Here is a 21,447-nt window from a genome sequence, read left to right as displayed (position 1 = left end):
TCATTTCATTTCGTTCAGGACGACATCATGATCTCCCGCCATCGCAGAACCTTCATCGTGCAGGCCGCCGGCCTGTGCGCCGCGCTCGCGGCCGGCACGCGCGCCTTCGCGGCCGCCCCGCCCGTCGACGAAAACGACGCGACAGCGAAGACGCTCGGCTACCGCGCAAAGGCGACGACCGTCGACGCAGGCAAGTTCCCGAAGTATCAGGCCGGCCAGACGTGTTCGAACTGCCGCTTCTACAAGGCTGCCGCGGGCGAAGCCGTCGGCACGTGCCCGATGTTCGCGGGCAAGACGGTTGCCGCCGAAGGCTGGTGCAACGTCTATGCGAAGCTCGCCTGATGCCGGGCCCGCCCGCGAGCGCGACGACGCGTCGCGTCGCGGCGCGGACGCCGAACGCGCGGTGCATCTGCATGCGCTGATCGCGCTGGGCATCGACCGCGGATACGTGACGCACGGCGAAATCGCCGATGCGTTGCCCGATGCGTTGCCGGATAACGCGACCGAACGCGCGGATGTCGACGCAGCCGCGTCGATGCTGCGCGAGTTCGGCATCGACGTACGCGAGCATGCCGGCGAGCACACTGGGTGGACGCTCGACCGTCATTTTGCGCAGGTGTCGGAGGTGGCGTCGCCGCTCGCCGACGCATCGACGCCGCTCGCGGCCGACGACCTGCTCGCGGGCCGGACCAACGATCCGGTCCGGCTCTATCTGCGGGAAATGAGCGCGACGCCGCTGCTCGAACGCGACGAAGAGATCGCGCTCGCGCTCCGTCTGGAAAGCGGACGCACCGCCTGCATGGACGCATTGAGCCGCGATCCGGCGGCGCTCGCGACCGTCGCGGCGATCGCGGACGACATCCGTGCCGGCAAGGCGGCGGCGTCGGTTTACGTGACGGGGCTTACCGGTGAGATCGAATCGCCTGCAAGTACGCCGTCGATGTTGCCCCACGATCCGGCCATGGCGTCGCCGGCGCCGGACGATGCGGCCGGCCCTTCCGTCGACAGCGACGCGTGGCGCGATACGGTCGTCGAAGCGCTCGAGCGCGCCGGTGCGCTGGCGCCGGCCATGCAGCATGCATCGCACACGGACGGTTTCGCGTCGGCCGCCAGCCGGGCGCTGCTGCGCGAAGCGGCCGCGTTGACCGGCGCCATCCGCTTCACGTCACGCGCGATCGAACGCATCGGACAGGCGAACCGCGAGCGCGCGACCCGAGCGCGCACGTTCGAAAAGCGGCTCGTCGACACGCTGGCCGCTGCGGGCATACATGCCGAATCCGCGCGCCACGACCTCTTCGCGCCGTGCGACGACGTATACGCATGGCTGCACGCATGCGGCACCGCGCATCCCGACTGCGCCGGCGCCCTCGCCCGCCATGCGCCGGCGCTAATCGACGCGCGCGGCGCGCTCGCGCGCGTCGCCGCTCAGTCGCCGTTGCCGCTCGACATCGCGATCGCGCTCGACGCGCGGTGCTCGCGTATCGAGCGGGCGATGCAACCCGCGAGAACGAAGCTGTTCCAGAGCAACCTGCGGCTCGTCGTATCGGTCGCCAAACGCTATGCCGATCGCGGCCTGCCGTTCTCCGACCTGATCCAGGAAGGCAATATCGGGCTGATGAAGGCCGTCGATCGCTACGATCACCGGCGCGGCTTCAAATTCTCGACCTATGCGACCTGGTGGATCCGGCAGGCGATCACCCATGCGCTCGCCGATCTGGGCCGCACGATACGCGTGCCCGCGCATACGGTCGATACGCTCAACAAGCTGTCGCGGCTCGCACGCATCCATCGGCAACGAACCGGCGACGTCGCCGACGCGCGCGCGCTTTCCGCGCAGATGCGGCTGCCGGTCGACAAGGTGCGCGAGCTGATGGGCATCGTGCGCGAACCGATCTCGGCCGACCTGCCGGTTTCGCCCGATCACGACCTCACGCTGTGCGACGTCACGATCGACCCCGACGCGCCGACGCCGGAAGAAGCCGCGAGCGCCGGCCAGTTGCGCACGGCGGTCGCGGCGCTGATCGATTGCCTCCCCGCGCGCGAAGCATGGATTCTTCGCCTGCGCTACGGGATCGACGTCGACAACGAGTATTCGCTGCGCGAGATCGGCCGGCAACTGAACCTGTCGGCCGAACGCGTTCGTCAGCTCGAGGTGGCGGCGCTCGAACGCATCCGGCAATTCCGGCACGCACCAGCGCTGCGCTCGCTGCTCGCCTGACGCGCCCGCGCCGGGCGAGCACGCGACGGCTCGCACACCGAACTGCTCAGGACTGCAACACGCCTGCTGCATTTGTGAACGCCGCACCGCATCGCGCGACCGTCCGCAAACCCGACGGTTTGGCTGGATCGGGCGTCACGCGCCCGGCTGTCGCGGCTTTCGCCGCAGCCGCGCACCGGTCGCGCAACTGGCACGCATGTTGCGTTTTCCCAGGCACCGTCAGGAATTACACGAACGCAGGGAGACTCGCTTGTCCAAGATCGAATCGGTTCTTCACGAAACCCGTCAGTTCGCGCCGCCCGCGGCGCTCGAGCAGACGGCGACCATTTCCGGCATGCCGGCCTATCGCGCGCTCGTCGCCGAGGCCGAGCAGGATTACGAAGGCTTCTGGGCGCGTCTCGCGCGCGAGGGCCTCACGTGGCACAAGCCGTTCACGACCGTGCTCGACGAGCGCAACGCGCCGTTCTACAAGTGGTTCGACGACGGCGAGCTGAACGCGTCGTACAACTGCCTCGACCGCCACGTCGAAGCCGGCCACGGCGAACGCGTCGCGGTGATCTTCGAGGCCGACGACGGCACCGTCACCCGCGTCACCTATGCGGATCTCCTCGCGCGCGTGTCGCGCTTCGCGAATGCGCTGAAGCAACGCGGCATCGGCAAGGGCGATCGGGTCGTCATCTATATTCCGATGTCGATCGAAGGCATCGTCGCGATGCAGGCCTGCGCGCGCATCGGCGCGACCCACTCGGTCGTGTTCGGCGGCTTCTCCGCGAAATCGCTGAACGAGCGGCTCGTCGACGTCGGCGCGGTCGCGCTGATCACCGCCGACGAGCAGGCGCGCGGCGGCAAGACGCTGCCGCTCAAGAGCATCGCCGACGAGGCGATCGCGATGGGCGGCTGCGAAGCGGTCAAGAGCGTGATCGTCTATCGCCGCACCGGCGGCCAGATCGACTGGCATGCGGATCGCGACCTGTGGATGCACGAGCTGACCGACGGCGAGTCCGACCGCTGCGAACCGACCTGGGTCGGCGCCGAGCATCCGCTGTTCATCCTGTACACGTCGGGCTCGACCGGCAAGCCGAAGGGCGTGCAGCACAGCACGGGCGGCTACCTGCTGTGGGCCGCGCAGACGATGAAGTGGACCTTCGACTGGAAACCCGACGACGTGTTCTGGTGCACGGCCGACATCGGCTGGGTCACGGGCCACACGTACATCACGTACGGGCCGCTCGCATGCGGCGGCACGCAGGTCGTGTTCGAGGGCGTGCCGACGTATCCGGACGCCGGCCGCTTCTGGAAGATGATCGACGATCACAAGGTCACCGTGTTCTACACCGCGCCGACCGCGATCCGTTCGCTGATCAAGGCGGCCGAAGCCGACGACAAGGTGCATCCGAAGAGCTATGACCTGTCGAGCCTGCGCATCATCGGCACGGTCGGCGAGCCGATCAATCCGGAAGCGTGGATGTGGTACCACAAGCACGTCGGCCACGAGCGCTGCCCGATCGTCGACACGTGGTGGCAGACCGAAACCGGCGGCCACATGATCACGCCGCTGCCGGGCGCCACGCCGACCGTGCCGGGCTCGTGCACGCTGCCGCTGCCGGGCATCATGGCCGCGGTGGTCGACGAGACGGGCCAGGACGTGCCGAACGGGCAAGGCGGGATTCTCGTCGTCAAGCGGCCGTGGCCCGCGATGATCCGCACGATCTGGGGCGACCCGGAGCGTTTCAAGAAGAGCTATTACCCGGAAGAGCTCGGCGGCACGCTCTATCTGGCCGGCGACGGCACCGTGCGCGACAAGGAGACCGGCTACTTCACGATCATGGGCCGGATCGACGACGTGCTGAACGTGTCGGGCCATCGGCTCGGCACGATGGAGATCGAGTCGGCGCTGGTATCGCATGAACTGGTTGCCGAAGCGGCGGTGGTCGGCCGTCCGGACGATACGACGGGCGAGGCGGTGGTCGCATTCGTCGTGCTGAAGCGTTCGCGCCCGGAAGGCGACGAAGCGGCGGCGCTCGCGAAGACGCTGCGCGACTGGGTCGGCAAGCAGATCGGGCCGATCGCGAAGCCGAAGGACATCCGCTTCGGCGACAACCTGCCGAAGACGCGCTCGGGCAAGATCATGCGGCGCCTGCTGCGCTCGCTCGCGAAGGGCGAGGCGATCACGCAGGATACGTCCACGCTCGAGAATCCGGCCATCCTCGAGCAGTTGAACCACGCGATGTGACATCGCCCGCCACGGCGGGCCTATCGCGTCACCGCGGCGCCGGAGCACGACCGCTTGCCCGTTCATCACGCCGGGCGCGCGGCCGCGCTCGCGCCGGCGACGAGCATCGCCGTGCGTTCCCCGACGGCACGGCATGCAGGCGGATCGCAGCACTTTCGCCACTGCATTTTTAATTAGTCGTACGTATTACAACACTCACAAAACGGAGACAGACGATGAAGGGAATGACACGGACGATGTGCGCGGCGCTGCTTGGCGCGGCCGCAAGCACCAGCAGCTTCGCGCAGAGCAGCGTCACGCTGTACGGCGATCTCGACGCCGCGTTGCTCTATACGAGCCGATCGCTCGATTCGGCAACCGGCGGCAACGCCGGGCGCCAGTTCGCGCTGACCGACACGGGCATGACGCCGACCAACTTCGGCATCACGGGCACCGAGGATCTCGGCGGCGGGCTGCACGCGCGATTCAAGCTGGAAAGCGGCTTCAACATCACGGACGGCGCGTTCGGCCATTCGAACGGCAACTTCTTCGGCCGTCAGGCGTGGGTCGGGATCGACGGCGGCTTCGGCGAGACGAAGGTCGGCCTGCAGTTCTCGCCGTTCGTGCTCGCGATCCTCGGATCGGATCCGCGCAACGTCTCGCACTTCGGGGCCGCGCTGGTGCCGTACGTCGACAACGTGCTCGTCACGGGCCTCTTCAACCCGAACGCGATTTCGTACACGAGCCCGACGATCGCCGGGCTGACGGCCAGCGCGATGTTCGGCTTCGGCGGCAAGGCCGGCGACTTCCAGGCGGGACGCCAGTATTCCGGCAGCCTTACCTATACGAACGGCGGCTTCATGCTCAACGCGGCGCTCTACGACGGCAACGGCGGCACGACGCCGACGCCGGTGCCGAGCACGGTCGCGTTCGTCGGCCGCACGATCGGCGCCGCCTATACGTTCGGGCCGGTAACCGGCAAGGCGTCGTTCACGAGCTACAAGGTCGCCGGCTCGTTCAGCAACAACGTGTATAGCGCCGGCCTCGACTATCGCGTCACGCCGGCCCTCGACCTGAACACGGGCGCGTGGTACACGACCGACCGCAACGATTCGCACAACCATTCGCTGCTCGCCGCGATCGGCGCCGACTACAGCCTGTCGAAACGAACGGGCCTGTATGCGCAGGTCGGCGTGGTCAACAACCACGGCGCGATGAATACGGGCCTCGGCATCACGGGCGGTGCGTTGTACGGGTTGCCGGGCACGACGGTCGGCGTCAACGCCGGCATCCATCACGTGTTCTGATATCCCCCGAGGACGGGCGGCCACCACGCGCTGCCCGTCCCGCCACGGAAACGTCGCGCAAACGCCCCGCCCGGCGCGGACCCGGTCATCCTGCGCACCGATCTCGATGTTTACCCGACCTCAAGTCCTCGGCCGCGCGGCCGTCAAGTCAGGAACGCATGCGCAACATCCGCCGGGAACCCGGCGCGCGTGCCCTCAAGGAGACCCACCAACGTGAACTTCTTCGGAATCGGCCGCGGCCGCCGTTCGTCGCGCGCGCTCGTCGGCGACATCGCCGAACAGGCCGGCAGGCTCGGCATCGAGATCTGCGACGTATCGGGCCACGTCGAGGAAGTCGCGGCACGCGTCGCCCGGCAGGCGGAGGTCTGCCATACGCTGCGCGAATCGGCCGCCGTCACGCTGCGCGGCAACCACCGGATCGCCGAAGCCGCGCAGCAGGTGCGCGACGTCAGCGCCAATGCGTCGAACGCGGTCCGGCAGTCGCAGCAGACGATCGAGGCGTCGCTCGCCGACATTCACGGCCTCGTCGAGGGCGTCACCACGATCAGCGACCAGATGGGCGCGCTGCGCGACGCGCTCGGTCACGTGCGGGCGGTGTCCGAGGAAATCTCCGTCATCGCGAGACAAACCCACCTGCTCGCGCTGAACGCCGCGATCGAGGCCGCGCGCGCCGGCGAGTCGGGCCGCAGCTTCGCGGTCGTCGCGGCCGAGGTCAAGAACCTGTCCGCGAAAACCGGGCAGGCGACGGCCCAGATCGAGACGACGCTCGCGCGGCTCGCCGAGCAGACCGAACACCTGCTCGCGGAAGGCACCGACAACGCCGCCCGCGCGCATCGCGTGCGCGAGGGCACGCGCACGATCGGCGAGGTCGTGCACGCGACCGGGCACGCGATCACCGAGCTCGCGGGCGAAGCCGAACAGATCGCGTCGTTGACGGACGAGATCGAGGCGCAGTGCCACCGTCTCGACGAGCAGGTGGGCGAGATGGCGTCCGGCGTCGAGAATTCGGCCGACAACTTCTCGCAGGCCAAGGACCGCCTCGGCAATCTGCTCTCCGTCTCCGAGACGCTGATCGAGCTCACCGCCGCGACCGGCATCGAATCGCCGGACACGCGCCTGATCGACACCGCACGGAGCACGGCCGCCAAGATCGGCAAGCTCTTCGAGGACGCGGTCGCCCGCGGCGATATCGCACTCGACGCGCTCTTCGACGCGCACTACGAACCGATTCCGGGCACCGACCCGCAACAGTTCATGACGCGCTTCACGGCGTTCACCGATCGCGTGCTGCCGGCGATCCAGGAGCCAGTGCTCGACGTCGACCCACGCGTCGTCTATTGCGCGAGCTTCGACCGGCAGTGCTACCTGCCGACCCACAACCGCAAGTTTTCCCTGCCGCAGCGTGCGGACGCCGCGTGGAATGCGGCAAATTGCCGAAACCGCCGGATCTACACGGACCGGACGGCGCGCATGTCCGTCGCGCATGACAAGCCGTTCCTGTTGCAGACCTATCGGCGCGACATGGGCAACGGCCAGTTCGTGCTGATGAAGGACGTGTCCGCGCCGATCGTCGTCGGCGGACGGCCGTGGGGTGTGCTGCGCATCGGCTACACGGTCTGAACCGGCGCTACTGCTCCAGTCCCACGCCCAGCGGCCGCTGGTCGCTGCGCCCGTGATCGTCGACCACCCGCACCGTATAGCTGCCGGCCGTGCGCGGCTGCCAGAACAGCGCGTCGCCCGGCCCGCTGCGGCCGACATACGCGTCGTTGACGAACCAGTACAGCGCATGCGCGCTCGCATCGGCGGTCGCGTTGAACGCGATGCGCGTGTCGTCGGTGCTTTTCACGCGCATCGCATACGTACTGCCGCGCAGCGGCGACGTGATGCGCGGCGGGTCGCCTTCGACCTGCCCGGCATCGCGACAATCCGCATTCTGCGGCGGCCGCCGGCGCGGAATGCCGGCCTGCGCGAACACCTGCTGCAAGTCCGACGGCCAGAACTCGAAGACCTCCGTATGCGTGCGCTTGCCGTCGTACGGCGGGCACGCGGCCTTCCCCGTCGCGTCGTCGATCACGACGGGCCGGTGCACGGTGCTCACCCGGATCGGCGACGTGCCGGGGATGAACCACGTCCAGCCTTGCTGCGGACACCACTCGTTCGGCAGATCGCCGCTCGCGAGGCAGATGCGCACGCGCTTCAGTTTCGGCGGCACCGCGCGCGGCGGCTCGACGACGGCCCGCTCGGCATTCAGCGCATCGACGACCTGAAAGAACAGCGGCGCGGCCGCATCGACACCGACGAACGCGGTATTGGTCGAATTGTCGAAATTGCCGACCCACACGACCAGCACGTACGGGCCGAACACGCCGGCCGTCCACGCGTCGCGGAACGACCATGACGTGCCGGTCTTCCAGTACACGGGCACGCTCGACGGCTGCGCGCCGCTCGTCTCGTCGGGGCGCAGGTGCTGGCGCAGCATGTCCATCGTCATGTAGCTCGCTTCGGCGCTGAGCAGGCGCCGGCCGGGCAATGCCGGCTCGTCCGCGCGCAGCCGCAGCGGCCGGAACTCGCCGCGGTTCGCGAGCATCGCGTACAGCGCCGCGAGATCCTGCATCGTCACTTCACCGCCGCCGAGCACGAGCGCGAGCCCGTAGTGCTGCGCGCTTGCGAGCCGGCGCACGCCGGCGTCCTGCAGGAACCGGTACAGGTCGGGCGACTTGAGCTGCGACGCGACCCATACGGCCGGCACGTTGCGGCTGCGGTTCAGCGCGTCGGTCGCCGTGATCGGCCCGAGGAAATGACCGTCGAAGTTCTCCGGCGCATACGGGCCGAACGACGTCGGCACGTCGCGCAGCACGGTCTGCGGATGCAGCACGCCCTGGTCGAAGCCGAGCGCATAGATGAACGGCTTGAGCGTCGAGCCCGGCGAGCGCCGCGCGAGCGTGCCGTTCACCTGCCCGTCGATCGTCCGGTCGAAGAAGTTCGCGGAGCCGACCAGCGCCTTCACGCCCATGTCGCGCGTATCGACGAGGATGGCCGCCGCGTTGCGCACGCCGCGCGTATCGTTGCGCGCGACGTAGCGTGAAATCTGCCGTTCGAGCGTGCGTTGCAGGTCGAGATCGAGCGTCATCGCAAGACGGGCGCCGCCATCGCCGTCGCGGTTGCCATCGTCCGCCGCGCCGCTCGACGTCGTACGCCACGCGCTGCGCGCGGCCAGCGCCTGGTCGACCGCATGCGGCGCGTCGAACGGCAACGCGGACAGCGGCCGCATCGCGAGCGGCAACGCGAACAACGGCTTGAGCGACGCATCGCCCGGGTGCTTCGTCAGCCAGCGCGCATAGAGTCGATTGCGCGACGCGGCCAGCGCACGGTTGATCTCGTCCTGCCCGCCGCGCACGCGTCGCGCCGGGTCCTGCGGAATCACCGCGAGCGCGAGCGCTTCGGGCAACGTCAGCGCGTCCGGCATCCGGTCGAAATAGACGACGCTCGCGGTGCCCGCGCCTTCGACGTTGCGGCCGTACGGCGCGTCGTTCAGATACGCTTCGAGAATCTGCCGCTTCGAGTAGAACAGTTCGAGCTGCACCGCGCGGGCAACCTGCTCGAGCTTGCCGGCCGGCGTGCGCGTGTTCAGCTTCCACAGCGAGCGCGCGAGCTGCATCGTCAGCGTGGAGCCGCCCTGCGGATTGCCGCCGCGCACGTACGTGATCCACGCACCGCGCGCGAGCCCGTACGGATTGAAACCCGGATGCCACCGGAACCAGCGGTCCTCGTGCAGCATCACCGCTTCGACGAGTTGCGGCGACATCCGGTCGAGCGGCACCCACAGCCGGTAGCGGTCGTCCTTCGCGAGCGTCAGGCGCAGCAGCCGGCCTTGAGCGTCCGTCACCGCGACCGACGACGGTTTCCAGTCGCGCAGCGGCGGATGCGGCCACAGCCGGCACGCGGCCAGCACGCCGAATCCGAGCAGCGCGCCGACGAGCCAGTTCTGCCAGCGATGCAGCCAGCGGCCGGCGCCGTGCAGCGCGCGCCGGAGCACGGATGCGTCAGCCACGCGCGGCCGCTCCTGGCGACGTGCGCGACCTGCAACGCGGATGAAACCGCCCCGTCATCGCACGCGCTCCACCGTCAGCGCCGTGCCGCCCGGCGCCTGCGCCTGCACGCGGCGGTCGTACATCGATTCGCCGTAAGCGGGCGGTGCAATGAAGCGGCCCGCGTTGCTCGCCTTGATCCGGTAGACGAACTCGCGCACGTCGGTCGTCGCGGTGCCGTAGATCACCACGCGATCCTCGCGGATATCGGCGAACTGCGGCTGCCACGTCGAGCCCTTCACGCCGATCGGCGAATGCCACGGTGCATCGGCCACCGGCGCCGACGCACTGCCGTCGCCGTTGCCGTCCTGCGTATCGGTCACCGGCGGCGGCGCGATCACCGGATCGAAGCCGCCCGGCAGCAGGTCGACGATCGCGACGTTGCCGACGTTCGCCGAACCGGTCGCGCGAATCTTCAGGTGTACGTCGATCTCCTGGCCGAGCGCGATCCTCGCGAGCGGCTTGCCATCGGTATCCGTGTAGTCGCGCACGATCTCCAGCCCGTTCCTGATCGCCTTCGTCGACGTGCCGCGGTCGTAGCCCGACTGGCTCGCGACCCACCACGCCGGCAGCGCGCTGCCGTTCACGAAGTCGACGCGCGACGCGCCGGCCGCCCACGTGCCCGAGCGCACGAGGTTCGCCTGAATCGACGACACGTCCTTCGGCGCTGCGCCCGCGCGCACCTCGTTGATCGCGAGCCGGTCGAGCTGGCCCGCGTTCGACGCCGCATACGCGTCGAGCGCGAGAATCGTCATCGCCGACGACAGCGTGTTGTAGCGGTTGTCGACGAGCGGCGCGGCGAGGTTGTCCATCGCGCGCGGCGACAGCTTGCGCACGCGCTCCGGGAAGTGCTTCGCGAGCAGGTACAGCACGCTCGCATCGCGCGTCAGCGGGTCGATGTAGTAGCCGGCCGCGTCACCGCCGTCGGACGCGCGCTTGCGTTCGAGCAACGCCTGCGGGCCGGCAATCAGCGCGGCGGCCTCCTTGTCCTGCTTCAGCAACTGATACGACGCGGCGAGCCACGCGGCCGCGAGATCGTTGTTCCAGTCGTTCGGATAGGCCGCCTGCAGCCGCTTCTGCACGGCCGCGAGGCTGTTGGTCGTCACGTTGCCCTGGCGCGTCAGCAGGTACACCGCGTACGCGCGCTGCCGCAACAGGTCGAGCGAGCCAAGCGAATCGTTCGCGGCGAGCCGCTGCAAATACGCGTTGCCCGCGTCGAGCATGTCCTTCGGCACCGCGATGCCGCGCTCGCGCGCATCCAGCAGCACGTGCATCGCATACGCGGACACGAACGGATCGGCATCGGGCGTCGCGCTCCACAAGCCGAAGCCGCCCTGCGCGTTCTGCCGGCCGCGCAACACGCCGAGGAACTGCGCGATCGCGCTCGCGTTCGCCGTGTCGGCGCCGGCTTCCGGCGCATGCATCGCGCTCGTCAGCGCGCGCACCGACAGCCATTTCGCCGCGAACACGCGCGGCACGGCCGCGCTCACCATCTGCTCGCTGCAGGAATGCTCGAAGTTGACGAGATACGACGACAACCCTTCGGTCAGCACCAGCGGCGCGGTGGAAATACTCGCGTCGCGCGACGCATACGCGTCGTACATCGACCGCAGGTTCGGCACGCCCGTCTTCTTGCCCGGGTCGAGCCGCGCGATGTCGAGCTGCGTGCGGAACGCGGCGGCCGGCCGCACCGACACGTCGACACGCTGCTGCGCACCCTTCGCGCCGTAGCGCGCGCCGAACGACAGTGCGCCGGAGCCGAGCGTATCGGTCGCCTTCACGCGGAACAGCGCGACGCCTTCGTGCTGTGGCGCGAGCGCGACGTTCTGCGTCGCCGGCCCGATCACCTGCAACTGCGGGCCCGTCTTCAGCGTGACCGCGACCGGCACCGGCTGGTTGCCGACGCCCGTCAGGTTGTTCGCGACACCGACGCTGACGTCGGCCTCGTCGCCCGGCGCGAGCGTCGTCGGCACGTTCGGCGACAGCACGAAATCGCCGCGCACCGTCGTCGCGCCTTCGAACGTGCCGACGAGATCCGGCGACACCGACACGGCCATCACGCGCAGCTTTCCGTTGAAGTAGTCGGGCACCGTGTAGCTCAGGCGCGTGTCGCCGTTCACGTCGACGATCCCCGACCAGTAGACCACCGGCTTGTCGCGCTTGCGCTTGAACGGGTTCAACTGGCGGCCGATCGCATCGTCGGCGTCGCCGCCGGGCGCGGCCATCGCCATCAGCTTCTCGAAGTCCGGCAGGATCAGGTCGAGGATCTGCGACGTGCCGACTTCGAGCATCCGCTTGCGGAAGAAGAACTTCAGCGGATCGCCGAGCTTGTAGCGCGCGACCTGCAGGATGCCCTCGTCGACCGCGAACACCACGACCTTCGCGGGCTTCGCCGAATGCACGGTGAAGTTGACGGTATCGCCCGGCTTCACGAGCGCCGGCGCATCGACGCTCACCGCGTTGCGGCGCGCATCGAGGTTCACCGAGAACGGCACGACGCCGTAGCTCAGCGGGCTCATGAAGATCTCGTCCGACGACGGATCGCGAATGTATTGGACGTTGATGTAGCCGTTGCCTTCGAAGCCGGCCGGCACCGTGATGTGCTGAATCGAGCTCGTCGTGTCCGCATGGAACCACGCATGTGCATACACCTTGTCGCGCTCGATCGTGATCAGGCCACTGCCCGCGTAAGGCGCGCGGATCGCGATTTCCACCTGTTCGCCCGGCTTGAAGTCGTGCTTCGCGAGGCTTACCTGAAGCTCCGCGTTGCGGTCGAGCGAACGCGTGACGTTCGCGGCACCCGTGACCGAATACTCGATCCGGTTCACCGCGGCGCCATCGACGCGGCGGATCACGAGCGCATAGCTGCCCGGCTTGTCGGTGCGCAGCGCGTAGTCGAGCCCGGCTGCCGGAATCGACAGCGGCTTCTCGTCGACCGGCACTTCCTTCAGCCGCGAATCGTATTTGTACGCGCCGGAATCCTGCTTCGTCAGCACCGACACGTAACGCTGCTCGACGAGCTGCGCGCGCAGGTCCTTCACGTCGATCGCCTTCGCGCCCGGATCGATCGCGACGAGCCGCACCGTGCGCGGGCTGCCGCGCTTCACGTAGCCGAGATCGTCGACCGACTTGTAGCCGACGAGCCAGTCGTTGTTCGACACGAGCGTCTGCGCGTTCGCGGCGACGTTGCGGCCGCCTTCCGCTTCATACGCCTTCGCCTGGAAGTAGAGCTGGTAGGTCGCGTCCGCGTACTTGTCGAGATCGAGATCGAATTCGGCATGGCCCTTGTCGTCGGTCGTGCCGTCCTGCAGCGCGGTCGTGTAGCCCTCCTTCGCGCGGCGTGCGTCGAAGAAGTGATACCCCTGCCAGCTGCGGAACGACGGCCACACGGGGCGCAGCGTCAGCGTCGCCGCGACGCGGCGTTTCTCGGCCGGCGTGCCGAACAGGTTCTGCGCATCGACGATGCCCTTCAGCCCCTTCGGCTTCACCCACCCTTCGACGACCTGCTGCGACAGCTTCGCGTCGACCTTCATCCGGTCGGGCAGGAATTCCTTCACCTGCACCGTCGTGCTGCCGATCGGCTCGGCGCCCGGCTGGCCGTCCTTCACGATGTACAGATTGACCGTCCACGTACCGGTCGGCGCCGTTTCGGCGGTCGTGTAGCCGATCTCGGTAAAACCGGTCGCGTCGACGGTCACCGGCTTGCGCTCGACGGTCATCCCGCGCGGGTCGACGATCTCCGCCTGCAGCGGCACGCCGGCCGGGCTGCGCGCCCAGTTGGCCGCACGCACGATCAGGCCGATATGGAATGGATCGCCGGGCCGGTACAGCCCGCGATCCGAGAACAGGTACGCGGACAATTGCCCCTGGCCCGTCGCGTTGCGTTCGCCGTCGACGTCGAAGCGCGAGAAGTCGAGCTGGCGGTCGCGGCCGGCCACCGGCAGGAACGACAGGTCGGTGTCCTTCTTCACGACGTAGAGCTGCGGACGCTTCTCGCGGTCGAGCCCCTTGAATGCCGGGAAATGCACGACGCCGTCGGCGCTGGTGGTCTGCGTGAACAGCGCCTGGCCGTTCACCGCGAGTACCGATACGGTTGCGCCCGCAACCGGCTTGCCCGAGCGGATCGACTGGATGAACACGTCCTGGCTGCCATCCAGCGCCTTCTTGACCAGCATCCCGAGATCGGTCACGACGATCAGCCGCGTGTCGCCGAGTGCGTTGTCGCCGTCGTCGCCGTTGCCGCTGCTGTCGCCCGAATCGGCGTTGTCGGACTGATCGTGGCTGCCGTCATCGGACGCCGCGTCGCCATCCTTCGCATCGTCGGCCTTCTTCTTCTCGGCCGCCGGATCGTACTTCGACAGGTGCAGCAGGAACACGCCGCGCTTGCCGTCCTTCAGATACTGGCCGAGGTCGACGCCTTCGTAATGGGCGCGGCCCGGGTCGCCGGCCGGGAACGCGCGAGTCTGCACGAAACGCTCGACGATGTGATCCTCGCTGAACGAATACGACAGTTCGGGCCGCGCGTACGTGCCGTTGTTGAAGCTCACGAGATGCTGGATCTGGTCGGGCAGCACGCGGCCGATCTCGACCTTCATCCCCGGCAGGTTGCGCGACACGACCGACAGCCGCTTGCTGCCGCTCATCGACAGCAGCGAGCCATCAGCCATGAAGCGCAGCAGCTTCGGATAGTCGGGCACCGTGAACGCGGTCGTCGCCGCCTCGGCGAGCAGGTAACCGCCGGCCGATTTAAGGTTGCCCTCGATTCGCACGACGATACGATCGCCCGGCGTCGCGTGATACTTGAAGCTTTGCAGCGTCGCGTAGTCGTTCTCGGTGGGCACCGCTTCGAGCGGCAGCGGCTTCGACTGCTTCAGCACCGCGTCGCTGACGTCGGCCAGGTTCCATTCGTACGGCGGATCGTCGGCCGACTGATCGACACCCGGCTTGCGCTTCGGCAACACCCACGCCTTCGCGCGCGCGGCCAGCTCCGCGCTGCGCACGCCGTCGGACGCTTCGGCGACGAGCACCTGCTCCGGCTCGTAACGCTCGTTGTCGACCAGCGTCGGCGCGATATTGCCGATCGACAGGCTGTACAGCCCCGGCACGTCGACCGACGCGTGCAGCACATCCGGCGTGCCGTTGCCGCCTCGCGCGCTCTTCACGCCCTTGTCGACGTCGAGCCGCACTGCCAGCGGATCGCGCGGAATGTCGAGCGGCTGCGAGTAGACCCACGCGCTCGTCTTCATCTTGTCGTAGTTGACCGTATAGCGCAGCGGCGACACGGTCTTGCCGTCGCGGCCGACCAGCGCGAGGCCGATGCGCTTCTCGAACTCGGCCGGATCGACCGGGTAGTTGAAGCGCAACTGCAGCAGCGCCTGCTTCTCCGCCGGATTGTCGGGGTTCTGGTAGAACTGGTTGTCGCCGAACGTCGCGGCGAACGCCGGCACGTCGAACGCGAAACGATCGTCGCGCATCGTCGCCTGCGGCGCGAACACGCGATGCACGGCGAAGCGCACCTCGACGTGCGCGCCGACCGGCCAGTCGGCCGCCGGCGTGAAGCGCAGCGTCTTGTCGTCGGCCCACTCCCACGCGCCCTTCAGCGCGGGTGTCATCTCGACGCCGTCGCCGGCCGGCTTGCCGACCTGTTCGATCGGCGCGGCCGATCGCGAGAACGCCACTTCCAGCGGATGCACGGTGATCTTCGGCTTGTCGGTGTCGTCGACCTCGTAGGTCGTGATCGCCGGCGCCTTCACGGTGAAGCCGACGGTTTCGGGCTCCGGCGGCTTCGGGCGATGCTTGAACCAGTAGCCGCCGTAACCGAGCGCGGCCGCGAGCAGCACGATGCCGCCGGCATGCCACGGGCGGCGGCGCACGGCCGCGGCGGTGACGCCCATCCATGCGGGCGCCGTCCACGACACGTCGCCGACCAGCGGCCGCAGCGCGCAGCCGAGCAGCCACCAGACGAAGCCCGCCGCGCGAATCGGCAGGAGCAGCAGGAAACGCAGCAAATCCATTTTGTTATTTCCTTGTCAAGGACATGCTGCCCAAGCGGCAACCTTCCCCGAATCGTTATGGGTCTGTGACGGCGCGGCCCGGTTGCGCCGTGATGATTGGGTATCTTCGACCGGATGCTGGGCGCCATTATCGATCAGACCCGAAACGATGGAAACAGCGGTGTGCCGGCGCGCAACGCCCGCCGGTGACCGGCCGGTCGGGCGGGTATCGGGCGGATGGCGGGCCGCCGATGTCCAGCCTCCGCACGCGGCCACGCCGCGTTCGCTAGAATGCGCGGCTCGGCAGGATCGAATCGAAACGAAAGGAAACCGCTTGAAACTCCCGTTCGAATGGCAGATCGGGCTGCGCTACGCGCGCGCCGACCGGCATCCGGCTGCGCGTCGACGATCTGCAGCGCGCGCCGGAGATCGCGCTGGCGCTGTCGCGCACGCTGTCGGGCAACCTGTATATCCGCGACTGGACGCGGCAGAACCGCACGTGGTTCGAAGCCGAGCGGCTGCAGAAGCGGATGCTGTCGCTGATCCTGATGCTGATCGTCGCGGTCGCCGCGTTCAACCTCGTGTCGTCGCTCGTGATGACGGTCACGCAGAAGCAGGGCGACATCGCGATCCTGCGCACGCTCGGCGCGCCGCCCCGCGCGATCATGAAGATCTTCGCGATCCAGGGAATGACGATCGGCCTCGCCGGCACGCTGGCGGGCGTCGCGCTCGGCTGCGCGATCGCGGTGAGCATCCCGGTGGTGCTGCCGGCGGTCGAACAGTTGCTCGACATCCGCTTCCTGACGCCGTCCGTGTATTTCCTCAGCGCGCTGCCGTCGAAGCTGTCGGCGCTCGACGTGATCGAGATTGCGTCGGCCGCGTTCCTGATGTCGTGCGTCGCGACGCTGTACCCGAGCTGGCGCGCCGCGCGGGTGCGGCCGGCCGAGGCGCTGCGCGACGAGTAGAGGCCATTGGCGCGGCGTTACGCGGTCTCGTGGAAACCGACGCTGCTGCCGCCGTCGGGCGTGTAGCCGGCGAGCACGTCGAAGCCGACGTTGACGAGTTCCATACGCATGCCGTAGGACGTGTTGCCGGATGCGTCGACGAAAATCGCCGCACCCGACGACAACTGGCGCGCGGTGCTCAGCAGCGCGAGCGTGCCGCGCGCCGTGCCGGCCGACGGCTCGATCGTCAGCGTCGTGCCGTCCTGCGTGGTGAAGTGCCCGCCGGGCGGCACGGGCGGCGGGTTGTCCGCGACCGACCGGTTGAGCAGGCTCATGAAGTGAAAGCGTGCGTCGGCGCCCTGGCTCGCCGCCGCGCGATCGCTGTCCGTGAACGCGTCGCCGCGCACGGCCGCACCTTGCGCGGCGATATCGACGGCCTGCTCGTGAAAATCGCGCGTCGCGAGCACGAGGCCGGCGTTCGAATTCAGCGTCGACTCGATCCACGCGCGATCGCTGTCCGTCATCGTCTTCGACACGACCTTGATCCGGCCGTCGTCGGTCATGAAGTCGAACGGCGCATCGGCCAAGTCCGGCCGCTTCGCGACGATGTCCTGCAGGCTCGTCGCGAGCATATCGGTCACGCCGCGCAGCTTCATCGTCAAATCGCCCACCATCGACAACTGTTTCGTCATCGCCGCCTGCAGCGCGTCCGGATCGATTGCCCGGACGCTGATCGGCGTGTCTTGCTGCGCGCCGGACGCCGTCGTGTCCGGCGTCTCGCGCCCGGCGAGCGCCGCCTGCGCCATTTGCGCGAGCGTAAGGCCGCCCGCCGCCGTAACCGGTATCGTCATTGCCCTCTTTCTCTCTCGTTTTCAGCCTGTTTTTCCCTGTTTACGGACGGATTGCCGGGAAGTTGAGCACACATGCGCACCCATATCGAAACTTTGTTTGATTCAAGCTAAAAAAGTTTGACACGAACATTTCACTGAGATAACTTTTGCGCAAGCTTCCGGAAAGCAATCCGGCCAGCGTGCCGACTCGCGTCGCGCTTTCCTGCCGTTGCAGCACCGTCGTTCGCAACACTCCCGCCTCATCGCATCGTGCCGTTCCGTTTCATCCGAAACCTGAAGGAAGCCAGGGCATGCCCGCATTTGATTCGCACTCCTGTATTCGTAGCGAACCGCCGCACTGACGATTCCCGTTCGGGGCGATGCGCTCGCCTCGACGCCGGCCGGATGCGCGCCGCCCGACGCACGCCGGCACCGGGCGAGATCCTTATCCATCTCGTCCGCCGTTTTTGATGGTGCAGTTCCGCTTCATCCGACGCAGCACCCGGCCAGGCCGCAGGGGGCGTATCGCGAGCCGGCCGGTTCCAGACAAACACAAGAGACGAGGTCGATTCCATGAACATTCATCGAACCGGAGTACGGCGCGCATGGCTGCCCGCGCTCGTGGCGGCCGCGACGCTCGCCGCGTGCGGCGGCGGCGGCGACGACGGCGGCAGCGTGGCGGGCGTGTCAGCGCTCGCGCAGGGCCAACAGGCGGGGGCCGCCGCCGCGGCCGATCAGTCCAATACGCAATCGCTCGCGTCGCGCTTTTCGCCGTCCGGCGTGCCTTACGCGAATCCGGCGAGCGGCGGCCGCTACAAGCCGGTGATCAGCAACGGCCAGGTGCAGCCGTCGCTGTCCGGCGGCACGATCGAAGAGAACGCGTGGGTCGACACGCCGGTCGATTCCGACGGCGACGGCACGCGCGACCGCATCCACGTGCGCATCGTGCGGCCGTCCGAAACGGCGAACGGCGCGCGCACGCCCGTCATCGTGCTCGCGAGCCCGTATTACGCGGGGCTCGCCGACAGCCCGAACCACGACGTCGACGTCGAACTCGACGGCACGCCGCATCCGGCCTCGACCGCCGGCGCCGCGGCATCGGCATCCACGCGCATCCTCGCCGCCGCACCGCAAACCCGGATGCTGCAGCAGCTCGAGGCGGCCGCCGCCGGCCGTTCATGGATCGAGAGCTACTTCGTGCCGCGCGGCTTCACGATCGTCTATGCGGATTCGCTCGGCACCGCCGGCTCGGATGGCTGCCCGACGATCCTGACGCGCGACGAATCGGTCGCGATGGCGTCGGTGATCCGCTGGCTCGGCCGCGACGCGACCGCGAAGGACGCGAACGGCAAGACGGTCGTCGCGAACTGGTCGACCGGCCACGTCGGCATGTACGGCGTGTCGTACGACGGCACGCTGCCGAAGATGGTCGCGAGCCTGCGCACGCGCGGGCTCGACGCGATCGTGCCGATCGCGGGGCTGTCGAACATGTACGGCTACTACCGCTCGGGCGGCCTCGTGCGCGCGCCGGAAGGCTATCAGGGCGAGGATGTCGACGTGTACATCAAGGCGCTGCTGACGAACGCGCATCCGGAGCGTTGCACGCACCTGATCGACGAAGCGCTGCAGCAGGAAGACCGCAAGACCGGCGACTATTCGCCGTTCTGGGCCGCGCGCGACATTCCGACCGCGTTCGCGGTCGCGCCGGCGCTCGTCGCGCAAGGGCTGACCGACGACAACGTGCGCGTCGACCAGTCGACGTCGTGGTATCTGGCGATGCGACGTCAGGGCGTGCCGACCCAGCTGTGGCTGCATCGCCTGAAGCACACCGATCCGACCCGCGTGCCGGCGATGGCCGACGCGTGGACGGCGGAGGTGAACCGGTGGTTCACGCGCTACCTGATCGGCTATGACAACGGCGTCGAGCAGGATCCGCGCGCGGTGGTCGCGCAAGCGGACGGCACGCTGCTGAAGGAAGCCGACTGGGCCGCGCGCCACGCGACGCCGGTCACGTACTTCGCCGGTGGCGACGGCGCGAGCACCGGCACGCTGCTGCGACTGCCGAGCGGCGGCCCGCTCGCGCGCTTCACCGACGATGCGCGCATTCCCGCGCTCACGCTGGCGAACACGCCGACCGGCGAAAACCGCAGCCGCTTCGAGACCGCACCGCTGACGGCCGCGGCACGCCTGTCCGGCACCGCGACCGCACGCGTCAGGCTGACGTTCACCGGCGTCGCGAACGTGACGGCGCTGCTGGTCGACCGTGCGCCGGACGGCACGGCGACGATCGTCACGCGCGCATGGACGGACCCGCGCAACCGGTTGTCCGAGTGGGTGTCGCAACCGGTGCTGCCCGGCATGCCGTACGACCTGAAGCTGACGTTCATGCCGCGCGACTACAAGCTGGAGGCCGGCCACCGGCTGGGGCTCGTCGTGCTCTCCAGCGACTATGAGGCGACGTTGCGGCCGACGCCGGGCACCGGGCTGACGCTCGATCCGGCCGGCACGTCGGTGACGGTGCCGCTGGCGTCGCCGTCGACGGGCGCGTAATCGTGCGCCGTCTGCCGGCGTAACGGCGCCGCGTCCCCCGCCCGCATGCCCGTCGATGCGGGCGGGGGATCGCTAGATGAAAGGAGTGTCAGGCCGATCGTCACGAAATCGTGCTGAGCGACGAGCACAACCAGTTCGGCTGGATCGATCTCGATGCCGACAAGCCGGCGAATCTGCCGGATTTCTACTGGGAATTCTGCAGGCAGGCGAACTGAGTAGACGCCGCCGCCCGGCGCTCACACCGGCGTCAACACCGGCTGCCCCGCGAAGTGCCGCGCCGCGTTGTCGAGAAACTGCCGCACCGAACGATCGAGCGCCTCGGGCGACCAGCCGCCCATGTGCGGTGTCAGCACGACGCTGTCGAGATCCGTCAGCGCGCGCGGCGGCTCGGGTTCGCCTTCGTACACGTCGAGCCCCGCGCCCGCGATGCGCCGCTCGCGCAGCGCGTCCGCCAAAGCAGCGGTATCGACAACGCTGCCGCGCGATACGTTGACGAGAAAACCGCCGGGGCCGAGTGCGTCGAGCACGGTCCGATCGATCAGATGCCGCGTGCCCGCGCCGCCCGGCGTCGCGACGATCAGGAAATCGGCCCACTGCGCGAGCGCGTCGACCCGGTCGAAATAGCGGTACGGCACGGGCTTCTCCGACCGGTTGTGATAACCGATCTCGATGTCGAAGCCGACCGCGCGACGCGCGCACTTCTCGCCGATCTTGCCGAGCCCGACGATGCCGAGCTTCTTGCCCGACACGTTCGGCGGCATCGACAGCCCGTCGCGCCACACGCCCGCGCGGGTCTTCGCATCGAGCTGCACGACGTTGCGCACCGCCGCGAGCAGCAGCGCGAACGCGTGATCGGCGACGCAATCGTCGTTGGTGCCGGCGCCCGTGACTACGACAATGCCGCGCGCCTTCGCGTGCGCGACGTCGATGTGCTCGTAGCCCGCGCCGAGCGCGCTGACGAACGTGAGCTGCGGCAGCCGGTCGATCTCGGCGGCGGTCAGCCCCGTGCTGCCGTTGGTCAGCACCGCGCGAATCGTGCTGCCGTGTTCGGCGATCGCGCGTTCGCGCGCGTCGGGGGTCGGGGCATAACGCACGTCGAACGACGCGACGATCTCGCGATGCGCGTCGCCGCGCAATGCGATGAGGACCAGCAGCTCGGGCTTCATGTCAGCAAGTGTCCGCAGGCGGGAGTGAATTCCAGTGTAACAAGCCCGTACGGCGGTTGCGGGTTATCCTCACATCGGCTGTGGACACGCCGCCGCACGCGGTTTGCCAAAGCCCGCTCAGTCAAGTAACTTTCGGCGT

General features: G+C 68.4%; 10 protein-coding genes and 1 pseudogene. 7 read left to right on the top strand and 4 right to left on the bottom strand.

Annotated features, from left to right (window positions below):
- Positions 1-27: 27 nt before the first annotated feature.
- The 5 genes from JYG37_RS27510 to JYG37_RS27490 all read left to right on the top strand — a co-directional run bounded on the left by JYG37_RS27510 (position 28) and on the right by JYG37_RS27490 (position 7,357).
- On the top strand, positions 28-342 hold the full coding sequence (locus JYG37_RS27510; RefSeq protein WP_089489652.1) for a high-potential iron-sulfur protein: 315 nt from the start codon (positions 28-30) through the stop codon (positions 340-342).
- A complete protein-coding gene (locus tag JYG37_RS27505; RefSeq protein WP_213346222.1) occupies positions 326-2,218 on the top strand; it encodes a sigma-70 family RNA polymerase sigma factor in 1,893 nt (630 codons plus the stop codon). Before JYG37_RS27510 ends, JYG37_RS27505 begins: the two co-directional genes overlap by 17 nt.
- A gap of 250 nt (positions 2,219-2,468) precedes the next feature.
- Complete coding sequence (gene acs, locus JYG37_RS27500) at positions 2,469-4,451, top strand: acetate--CoA ligase (protein WP_213346221.1); 1,983 nt, start codon at positions 2,469-2,471, stop codon at positions 4,449-4,451.
- Between the two features lie 215 nt (positions 4,452-4,666).
- Positions 4,667-5,737 carry a porin gene (locus JYG37_RS27495; RefSeq protein ID WP_089489655.1) on the top strand — a complete coding sequence of 357 codons (1,071 nt, stop codon included), beginning with the start codon at positions 4,667-4,669 and terminating at the stop codon, positions 5,735-5,737.
- A gap of 213 nt (positions 5,738-5,950) precedes the next feature.
- The gene (locus JYG37_RS27490; protein WP_050012251.1) at positions 5,951-7,357 is read left to right on the top strand and encodes a methyl-accepting chemotaxis protein; all 1,407 of its coding nucleotides are present in this window, start codon (positions 5,951-5,953) and stop codon (positions 7,355-7,357) included.
- 7 nt (positions 7,358-7,364) lie between these two features.
- Here the strand turns inward: JYG37_RS27490 and pbpC are convergent, their stop codons facing one another.
- Positions 7,365-9,788: a penicillin-binding protein 1C gene (gene pbpC, locus JYG37_RS27485; RefSeq protein WP_213346220.1), complete on the bottom strand. Its 2,424-nt coding sequence runs from the start codon at positions 9,786-9,788 to the stop codon at positions 7,365-7,367.
- Between the two features lie 54 nt (positions 9,789-9,842).
- The gene (locus JYG37_RS27480; protein WP_213346219.1) at positions 9,843-15,839 is read right to left on the bottom strand and encodes an alpha-2-macroglobulin family protein; all 5,997 of its coding nucleotides are present in this window, start codon (positions 15,837-15,839) and stop codon (positions 9,843-9,845) included.
- Between the two features lie 356 nt (positions 15,840-16,195).
- Here JYG37_RS27480 and JYG37_RS27475 point away from each other — a divergent pair.
- Positions 16,196-16,783 (top strand): annotated as a pseudogene (locus JYG37_RS27475) (FtsX-like permease family protein); the annotation flags it as partial.
- A gap of 17 nt (positions 16,784-16,800) precedes the next feature.
- Here JYG37_RS27475 and JYG37_RS27470 read toward each other — a convergent pair.
- Positions 16,801-17,613: a hypothetical protein gene (locus tag JYG37_RS27470; RefSeq protein ID WP_050012248.1), complete on the bottom strand. Its 813-nt coding sequence runs from the start codon at positions 17,611-17,613 to the stop codon at positions 16,801-16,803.
- Positions 17,614-18,165: 552 nt separating this feature from the next.
- On the opposite strand from JYG37_RS27470, the gene JYG37_RS27465 reads away from it, so the two are divergent.
- Positions 18,166-20,142 carry a Xaa-Pro dipeptidyl-peptidase gene (locus JYG37_RS27465; protein ID WP_213346218.1) on the top strand — a complete coding sequence of 659 codons (1,977 nt, stop codon included), beginning with the start codon at positions 18,166-18,168 and terminating at the stop codon, positions 20,140-20,142.
- A gap of 236 nt (positions 20,143-20,378) precedes the next feature.
- Here the strand turns inward: JYG37_RS27465 and JYG37_RS27455 are convergent, their stop codons facing one another.
- The gene (locus JYG37_RS27455) at positions 20,379-21,308 is read right to left on the bottom strand and encodes a 2-hydroxyacid dehydrogenase (RefSeq protein ID WP_050012245.1); all 930 of its coding nucleotides are present in this window, start codon (positions 21,306-21,308) and stop codon (positions 20,379-20,381) included.
- Positions 21,309-21,447 lie beyond the last annotated feature (139 nt).

It is taken from the genome of Burkholderia sp. LAS2 (genome assembly GCF_018417615.1).
GTDB classification, from domain to species: Bacteria; Pseudomonadota; Gammaproteobacteria; order Burkholderiales; family Burkholderiaceae; genus Burkholderia; species Burkholderia sola.
Note: the sequence above shows the minus strand (reverse complement) of the source record. Positions and strands in the feature narration are given on the sequence as shown.